The following is a 9423-nucleotide window of genomic DNA, read 5'->3' as shown; positions in this document are numbered from 1 at the left end:
TATGTTTTTCTCAAATGTTTTCGTTTAGGAATATTAAAACTTATTAACACGAAAACGTTGTCGCTGGCTACTCTATTTAACATTTGCCTGTTAGTTATAAAATAGATGCTAATTTTGTTTCGATAACTTTAAAACGATGGTTATGAGGACAAAATTAATCCATCTGGTAAGTGTGATGGCAGCGCTGGCATATTCAGGATATACATACAGCCAGCAAAATGTGTACAGCAGGGATAATTCCGGTACCGACCTTTGGTGGAATGATAACAATAAGCCGTGGTATTATTTTACATGGCAGAGTATTGAAGTACGGCCGGATGCATGGCCTGAAAATATCCGTAACACTGTATTCATAGGCCATAATGTTAATACGGTTATGAGGGTAAATGGCGCTATTTTCGGAATTGGCAGCCTGACCCTGCAAAATTCGGCCACCACAAATCGCACATTTAATAGCTTTGAGGGAGGCGGGCTGGGCCTTACAATCGGACTCTATAACGATGCGGCAGCACACCATACCTTTAATATACCTTTCCGTCTCGATGCTTCAACCGTGCAGTTTGCGGCAAATTCGGGCCAGCTGTCGCTTTCTAACAGCACCATTAACCTGCAATCCAATACCGCCCAGTTTGTGGGTGGAAATACTATTAATGTAGGCAGTGTTATCAGCGGCTCAGGGGCGATCACAAAATCAGGATCGGGTACACTTAACTTATCAGGTGCAAACACCTATACAGGAAGCACAACCGTATCGGCCGGAACCATCGCGATTTCGGGCACCATGGCATCTGCATCCTATAGTATAAATGGCGGTACGCTAAGGCTCAGCACGGCCAACATACTTCCTGATGCGGCAGCCGTAACACTCTCTTCGGGTACTTTTAGCGTCGATAATGATGAAACCATAGGAAACCTTACCATTTCAGGCGGCACGGTGGCGGTAGCCGCAGGAAGGGCGCTGACCATCAACGGTACGCTTACCCTTACCGACCCTGCGCAGCTTTCCCTCGCTTCGGGCGCGGCCATCAGGTTTGGCAGCAGCGGAGCATTGGTATACAACCTCGGGGCGGGTTCTGTTACAGCATCTGCTGAATGGCCTGCCTCTTTTGCCCCGGCATCAGTCACCCTCAACAGCGGCACTGTTGCGTTGAACGGCAACAGGACTATGGCCGGCAACCTGACGCTTAATGGAGGTACGCTCGATCTTGGCGGCTACTCTGCCGACAGGACAGCCGCAGGGGGCACGCTTACCATTGCTAATGGCGCAACGCTGAAGATTGGCGGCACCGGCACACTTCCTGCCAATTACTCCACACATATAATAGGAGTTGCAAGCAATGTAGAGTATAACGGCGCCGCACAAACCCTTGGGATACTCAATTCGGGCCAGCAGTATGGCAACCTCGTGCTTTCGGGGTCGGGGGTTAAAAGCATGGGCAGCAGCCTCAGGGTGGGCAATAACCTTTCCCTTTTCGGGACTGCGCAGCTCACCGTGCCTGCGGGCATGAATGTTACCGTGGGCAACGCACTGTCGGTCGATAACTTCCAGCATACCATTGCTGCGGGCGAAGAGGAATTGTACGGAGGCGAACCGGGCGACGAAGTGATAGTAGGTGCCAAACTGACAATAGAGAACAATGCCAACCTCATTCAGGCCAATGATGTGGCCAATACCGGCCTGGTAAACGTATTCAGGGAGAGCGCCCCCATGTGGAGGCTGGACTATGCCCTGTGGTCGTCGCCGGTGGCAGGGGAGACGCTTATAGGCTTTTCGCCCGAAACACTGCCCAACCGCTTTTACCAGTACAACCCCCTTACCGATGCCTACAGTGCGTCTATGGCCAACGGGGGAACCGTAGCATTTGATGAAGGCAAAAGCTACCTGATACGCGTGTCGAACCTGCACCCTTCATACGAGGACAACCCCACAGAACCTGTCGTATGGGAGGGTTCTTATACAGGTGTGCCTAATAACGGCGACGTGAATGTTGCCGTTGTACCCCGCAATACCGGTACAGGCGTCCGCGGCTTCAATGCGGTGGGTAACCCGTACCCCTCTGCGATAAAGGTGTCGGAGTTCTTTGCCCGCAACGAAGGCAACCTGGTGGACGATTCGCCGCTGTTCTTTTGGAGAAAGAAGAACGGTGCCGGAACGTCGAGCTATGTATCGCTGACGATGACCGGGCTTATCGTGCAGAGCGGCAACACCTGGGGCGATACCAGCGACGATGAGTTTGCCAACGTAGCCAATAACCAGGACTGGGTCATCAATCCGGGGCAGGGTTTTATAGTGCAGGCCGCTACTGGCACCATTGCGTTTGACAACGAAATGCGCGTGGCAAAAAACCACAACTACCATTTCAGGGAGGCGCAGGATGGCGAAACCACCATGTCGCGCCTGTGGATCAACATGAAGAATGCGGCAGGGGACTTTAGCCAGTCGATGATCGCCTATGCCCCCAATACTACCAACGGGATAGACTATGCCTGGGACGGAAGGGCGATGACCGATGGCTCCATAGCCATATACTCACTGGCCGGCGACACAAAGCTGGGCATACAGGCAAGGGCCGCATTTTATGCCGGCGACATCGTGCCGCTGGGCTATATGGCCGAAACGGCGGGCAGCTATACCCTTGAGCTGGATCATTTTGATGGTGTATTTGCACAGGGGCAGGACATTTACCTGAAGGATAACCTGCTGGGCGTAACCCACGACCTGAAGCAGGGCGGGTATGCCTTTACCGCCGAAGCCGGAACCGCCGAAGGCAGGTTTGAAGTGGTATATGCACAGGCGCTGGGTACACAGGATGTGATGGACGAAAATAACGCTGTCATGGTATATAACGAGGGGAATGTGCTTACCGTACGCTCCGCGAATGCCGACATGCAGGCGGTAACGGTCTATGACCTCACAGGGAGGATGCTCTTCAGCCAAAACGGCATAGGGGGCAGGGAACTGGCCATGGCCGGCCTGCGGCCACAGCAGCAGGCACTGATTGTGCAGGTAACGCTGCCGGATGGCAAAATATCCAAAAAGGCCTTATATTAAGAAAATATAAAATGCCCCATCTTAAATTCCCTTATCCGGTGCGATAAGGGAATTTTTTTTCATCATCCAAAACCAGGGCAGCGTTGGTTTCGTATGTAGTGGTATAGCGCATGGTTTATGTCCCCAAAGCAAAAAGCCATTTAAATTAAGGTAAGGTGTGGTTTAATGGCTTCCCCTTTCGTGAAAACGAAGGGGGTTTTTCTTTTTGGGAGGCATGCAAAAAATTATTCATAATATAGATTTAACATTTTGATAACAAAAGGCGTGATAATGTCGGAAATTCCCCGATATTACTGGGTATAAGGTTAGTAAAAAATTAATTCATGTGCATTTCATCGTTGTTTTGTGTCGTTAATCGTAAAAAAGATATAAATTTGCCGTTTCTTAACATCTACTAAATACTTAAATAAGAAAACTAACAAATTGCTATTTATGCGAAAATTATTACGATTACATTTAGCGAAAGTGCTGCTGATTGCAGCAATGGTCACGGGAGCGAGCTCCTGGGGGCAGGATATTATAGCCCAACAAGGCTTTGAAACATCTCCTGTGTCTCCTGTTTGGGCATATAACTTTACAACCGGAAGTGCTTCTAGTACTAACTCCGGTACTCCAACTAACCAAAGGGTTAGGTCCGGATCGAGGTCATTTCAGGTGGCAGGTCAGACCAGTGAAATTACTTTTGACAACGTTTCTGTTTCAGGTTATTCAGATGTGAAAGTTATTGTAAGGATTTCTAGTATTTCAACAACTACAGGAAATGGAGCAGAAGCGAGTGATTATGTCAGAGCATTTGTTAAACTTAATTCAAATAACTTTCTAAGTGATACTGAGTCAAATGCAACTATTGTAGTAAAGGGTGATAATAATGCAAGGTGGGGGTATAGTAATTCTGGGGTAACAGGAGCAGTAGGAACAAATACTATTGTATCAGGGACTGGAAATACAAATGGAGGAGCAACAAATAGTGGCACTATTTATTCTACTTTGACTATTACAGTACCTGATGGTACAACTAGTCTAGGTCTTAGATTGAATGTAAAGAATGATTCGAGTAATGAAGTTTGGTGTATTGATGATGTTCAAGTAACCGGTACACTTTCTGGTCCGACTTTATCTACCACAACAACGAGCTTTGGCTCTTTCTGTGCCAACACTTCGAATGACATAACAGTACCGTACACAAGCACGGGTACATTCAGCGGCGGTTCTTTTGCGGTACAGCGTTCGGCAGCAGGCGGTACTTTTGCCGATGCTACAAGTAATATGCTGGCTACGGTATCGTCTACAGGTACTTCGGTTACTGCAACACTGCCTTCCGGCCTGACTGCCGGTAACTACAGGGTACGTATTGTTTATACAAGCCCAACACCTGTGGTAAGTTCCACAAACAATGGTTCTGATATTGTGCTTACGGCTTCGGTAGCCCAGGCAGCTACAACCGGCTTGTTTACGGCAGGTGCTGTAACGGCTACACTTAACGGCTCGGTTACCGCGGCGGTATGCCCGGCCAACAGTATCGAAAAAGGATTTGTATATTCGGTTACTGCTACAAATGCTAACCCGCAGGTGGGTGGTACAGGTGTCACTAAGGTACAAGTAGGCGGTTCGTCTATCACTACCGGAGCTTATTCAACCGGAATCAGCAGCCTTACGCCGGGTACCGATTACACCTATGCGGCTTACGTATATGACGGTACCAGCTATGCTTATGGCGCAGCAACCACTTTTCTGACCGAAAACCCGCAGGCTAACCTTAGCGGTACGCTAAATGAGGACACATTGACGACAAGCAATACCTTTACCATTAACCTTGCAGGCGAACTGTTTATAGAAGAACCAACATTTAACGGTGAAGGGTTTATACTGGGCGGTGCGCCGGCAGGCGTATCTATAGCAAGCGTTACAAGGGTCGACGATACCCACGCTACGGTAACCCTGGCGTATGACAATAGTGATTTTGATACCAATGCATCCATCAACGTTACCATTCCATCGTCGCACATCACGGCCAGCGAGCCGCTAGTGTCGGGCAACCTTACCATTACGGCAGTGGTTGAGACGCTTACGTCGGCCAATGCCGTGGCACTGGGCAGCCAGTGTATCAATACCACCACTGCTACAGGCGTTGGTTTTACTATAACGGGTAATGCGAAAGCGGGCAACATCAGCCTGGCAGCGGTAACAGGATATACGTATTCGGCTACGCAGGGCGGTTCATATAACCCTACACTAAACATCAGCCACGCAGGCGGTAGCGTTAACCAGACCGTATATGTGAAGTTTTCGCCACTCAATACGACAGACAATTATAACGGAACCATCGTTATTTCGGGCGTAGGAGTAAATACCAACCTGAACAAGTCGGTTACGGGTACGGCAGTAAATACAGCGCCTACGGTAACAACGCCAACCAGCACTTCGGTTATGGCAACTACAGCAGTACTGGGCGGCAACATCACCTCAATAGGCTGTTCTAACGCTACCGTGCGCGGTATCGAGTACAGTCTTACCAATAACTTTACTAACGGTTCGGGTACGCAGGTTTCTGAAAGCGGCTCATTTGGAACAGGTACCTTTACGGTAAACGTTGGCTCATTAACGCCGTCAACACAATATTTTTATAAAGCATTTGCTACCAATAACGGTGGTACGGTATATTCTTCGCAGGGTACGTTTACTACACAGTGTGTAACGCCTGTAAACGTTGCATCGCTTTCGGTTACGCTACCGGCAAGTGCGCAGCTTCAGCTGAACTGGACCAACAGTTCGTGTTTTGACGAGGTGCTTGTTGTGGCAAAACTGGGCAGTGCTGTAACGGCAACGCCTTCGGGTGACGGTACAGCCTATACGGTAAACCCAGCTTTTGGGTCGGGTACAGCTATTGCTACAGGCGAATATGTAGTGTACAAAGGTTCGGCTGCCACAACAACGGTTACCGGCCTTACCAATGGGTCTACCTACCATTTTACAGTGTTTACCCGTAAGGGAAGCCTTTGGAGCTCGGGAACGGGTGTTACAGGGGTGCCGGTACTGGTTTATTGCTCTCCAACGTATACTAACGATTGCAATTCTGGTGATGGTATAGAATCATTTGTGTTGAATGGAATAAATAATATCGACTCCGGCTGTAATGGCAATCCTGAGGCTTATGTAAACTATCCTGTCACTTCGTTCACTACAACGCTTTTCAGGGGGCTTACTTATGAAGCCCAAATTAAAAATGGAGACTTTTCTGGTAACATTGCTGTATGGATTGATTTTAACAATGATGGGACATTCAGCACATCGGAACGATTCAGGAATACATCATTAGTTGGCGCCAACGAAACACTTGTGTTGTCGATTCAGGTACCTGCCGACGCGACCTTAGGTGAGCATAGGGTACGTGTGAGAGAAGCTGATAATGGAAATGGCAACCTTCTGACGCTTGACCCGTGTTCAAATTACGGATATGGTGAAACGGAAGATTATACAATTACGATAACCAATAATATTTACCCTACAGTTACAACATCAGTAATTTCAGATCAGACCGCTACAACTGCTACATTAGGTGGTAATGTTACGTCAGATGGTGGATCCGCCATTACTTCAAGAGGTGTGGTATACAGCCTTACGGCTAATCCTGCTATCGACGGAGCAGGTGTAACGCGTGAAAATATCGGTTCGGGAACGGGATCTTTCAGCGGTGTAATCACGGACTTGCAGGATAATAGTACTTACTACGTGCGTGCTTTTGCTATAAATGGCAATGGTACAGCTTATGGCGAGGAGTTGAGCTTTACTACGCTTTCAATGCCTGCGCCCGAAGTAACCGCAGCGTCTGAAGTGAGCACAGTGAGTTTCGAAGCAAACTGGTCATCAGTTGAAGGCGCGGAAAGCTACAGATTAGATGTAAGTACATCGCCGACTTTTGGCCTTTTGACAACAACAACAGACTTAATTATATCAGAATATGTTGAAGGTTCGTCTAGTAATAAATATATAGAGATTTATAACGGTACAGGATCAGCAATAAACCTTAGCAATTACCAAGTAAGACTTTACGCTAACGGCTCAACTTCTGTAACCCAATCAATACAATTGAGTGGTACTCTTGCTAGTGGTGATGTTGCGGTATACAGTAATTCAGGAACTATCTATTCTGGTCCATCAACTTTTATTGCCGCTACAAGCTTCGGGGGTGATGACGCAATCGCTTTATATAAAATCAGTACCGGTTCATTTGTCGATATTTTTGGAAGCATTGGCAGTGATCCGGGAAGCTCTTGGACTAGTGGAAGCTTTACCACGGAAAATAAAACTTTGGTTAGGAAACCAACTGTAACCTCGGGAGTTACCGTTAGTCCTGTTTCTGGATTTCCTACCCTGGCTACAGAATGGGAGCAATATGATATGGATGATGTGTCTCACTTGGGTACACATGGGTATGTCCCTGACTTTGTAACCAACTATGAAGATCTTGAAATAAATGGCACATCGGCACCCGTTGCCGGCCTTACACAAAATACACAGTATTACTATAGGGTTAGGGCTGTAGGTGTAAATTCTACATCTGCGAATTCGGGTACTGAACCGGTTAAAACCGGCCGCGAAAACATCTGGACGTCTACAGGATGGTCTGCAGGTGTTGCGCCGACAGTGATTGATAAAGCGACTATCAACTATGATTATAATACAGGCACCGATGGCGAAATTACAGCGCTGGAGCTTGAAGTGCTAAACGGTACGCTGACCATTGAGGAAGGTGACAACGTTACCATCACGAAGCAGATAACCATCAACAACACTACCCATGTGGTAGCTCAGGGTGAACAGGCAACCTACGGTGCTCCGGTGGGCGAAACGGTAATCGTTGGCCCTAAGATCGTGGTAGAGAACAATGCCGGCCTTATCCAGGTAGATGATACCAACAATTCCGGCTTCATTAAGGTTGACAGGAAATCGGCGCCGATGTTCAGGCTTGATTATGCCCTTTGGTCATCGCCTGTTGCAGGTGAAACGCTGATAGGCTTCTCACCGAAAACGCTCACGAACCGTTTCTACAAGTACAACCCGCTGACCGATGCCTACAATAATTCAATGACAAGCCAGGGTACAATTACGTTTGCAGAAGGTGAAAGCTACCTTATCCGTGTGGCCAACAACCACCCTGCCTATGTGGATGAAACCTCGACAGCGGAACGCTGGGAAGGTTCCTATGTAGGTACACCATTCAATGGCGATGTAAACGTAGCCGTAACCCCAAGGAACCCGGGAACATACAGTGGCTTTAATGCTGTGGGTAACCCTTATCCGTCACCAATCAAGGTGTCTGAGTTCTTCGCACGCAACAGCGGCAATCTTGTAAATGGTTCGCCTATCTTCCTGTGGAGGAAGAAGAACGAAACTGGTACATCAAGTTATGTACAGCTCACCATGGCCGGGTTGAACGTACCTAATGATAACAACAATGGCGATACAAGCGATGGCGAATATGCTACTGTGGCTGAGAATGGCCAGTGGGTGCTAAACACAGGCCAAGGCTTCATCGTACAGGCGCAATCAGGCAGTGTTGTTTTTGACAACGAGATGCGTTTTGGCAAAAACCACGACTTCCAGTTCAGGACGGCACAGGATGAAACGGTAACATCGTCACGCCTTTGGCTGAGCCTTAAAAATACCCTTGGCGAGTCCAGCCCGGCAATGATTGCCTACACGGCTAATACCACCACAGGCCTTGACTACGGTTGGGACGGTAAGGCAATGACCGATGGCCCGGTAACGCTGTACTCTGTAGTTGAAGATAACAAGTTGGGTATCCAGGCAAGGGCATCGTTTGAAGATACCGATGAGGTTCCGATGAGCTATGAAGCTACTGCTGCCGGTACCTATACCATAACACTTGACCAGTTTGACGGTGTGTTTGCCCAGGGGCAGGACATCTTCCTAAGGGACAATTTGCTGGGAACAACGCACGACCTAAAGGGAGGTGCCTATGAGTTCACTTCTGAGGCAGGAACCATCAACGGAAGGTTCGACGTAATATATGCCCAGCCGCTAGGCACCGGCAACCCTGCGTGGAGCACTGCCAGCGTAATGGTGTATAAAGACGGCGGAAACATCAATATCAGTACCGGCGTTACCGACATGACTTCGGTTAAGGTATACGACACAAGGGGCAGGATGCTGTACAGCGGCGATAACATCAACGCTACCGAAACAGTGATCAGCGGCCTTCAGGCAGAAAAGCAGGTGCTTATTGTTACCATCGCCACACAAAAAGGCGAGGTGAGCAAGAAAATAATATTCTAAGCGCATACCCCCAAAATGTATTTACAGAAATCCCCTGCCGCATTGCGGCAGGGGATTTTTTATTTGTTATACTA

At 48.2% G+C, this 9423-nt stretch carries 2 protein-coding genes; both read left to right on the top strand.

The features are described from left to right. Window positions 1-142: 142 nt before the first annotated feature. Window positions 143-3052, top strand: a complete 2910-nt coding sequence (locus OGH69_RS15855) for an autotransporter-associated beta strand repeat-containing protein (protein ID WP_265175469.1) — start codon at window positions 143-145, stop codon at window positions 3050-3052. Between the two features lie 432 nt (window positions 3053-3484). Beyond that, a complete protein-coding gene (locus OGH69_RS15850) occupies window positions 3485-9349 on the top strand; it encodes a GEVED domain-containing protein (protein WP_265175468.1) in 5865 nt (1954 codons plus the stop codon). Window positions 9350-9423 lie beyond the last annotated feature (74 nt).

The organism is Flavobacterium sp. MFBS3-15 (genome assembly GCF_026107645.2).
Lineage (GTDB): Bacteria > Bacteroidota > Bacteroidia > Flavobacteriales > Flavobacteriaceae > Flavobacterium.
Note: the sequence above shows the minus strand (reverse complement) of the source record. Positions and strands in the feature narration are given on the sequence as shown.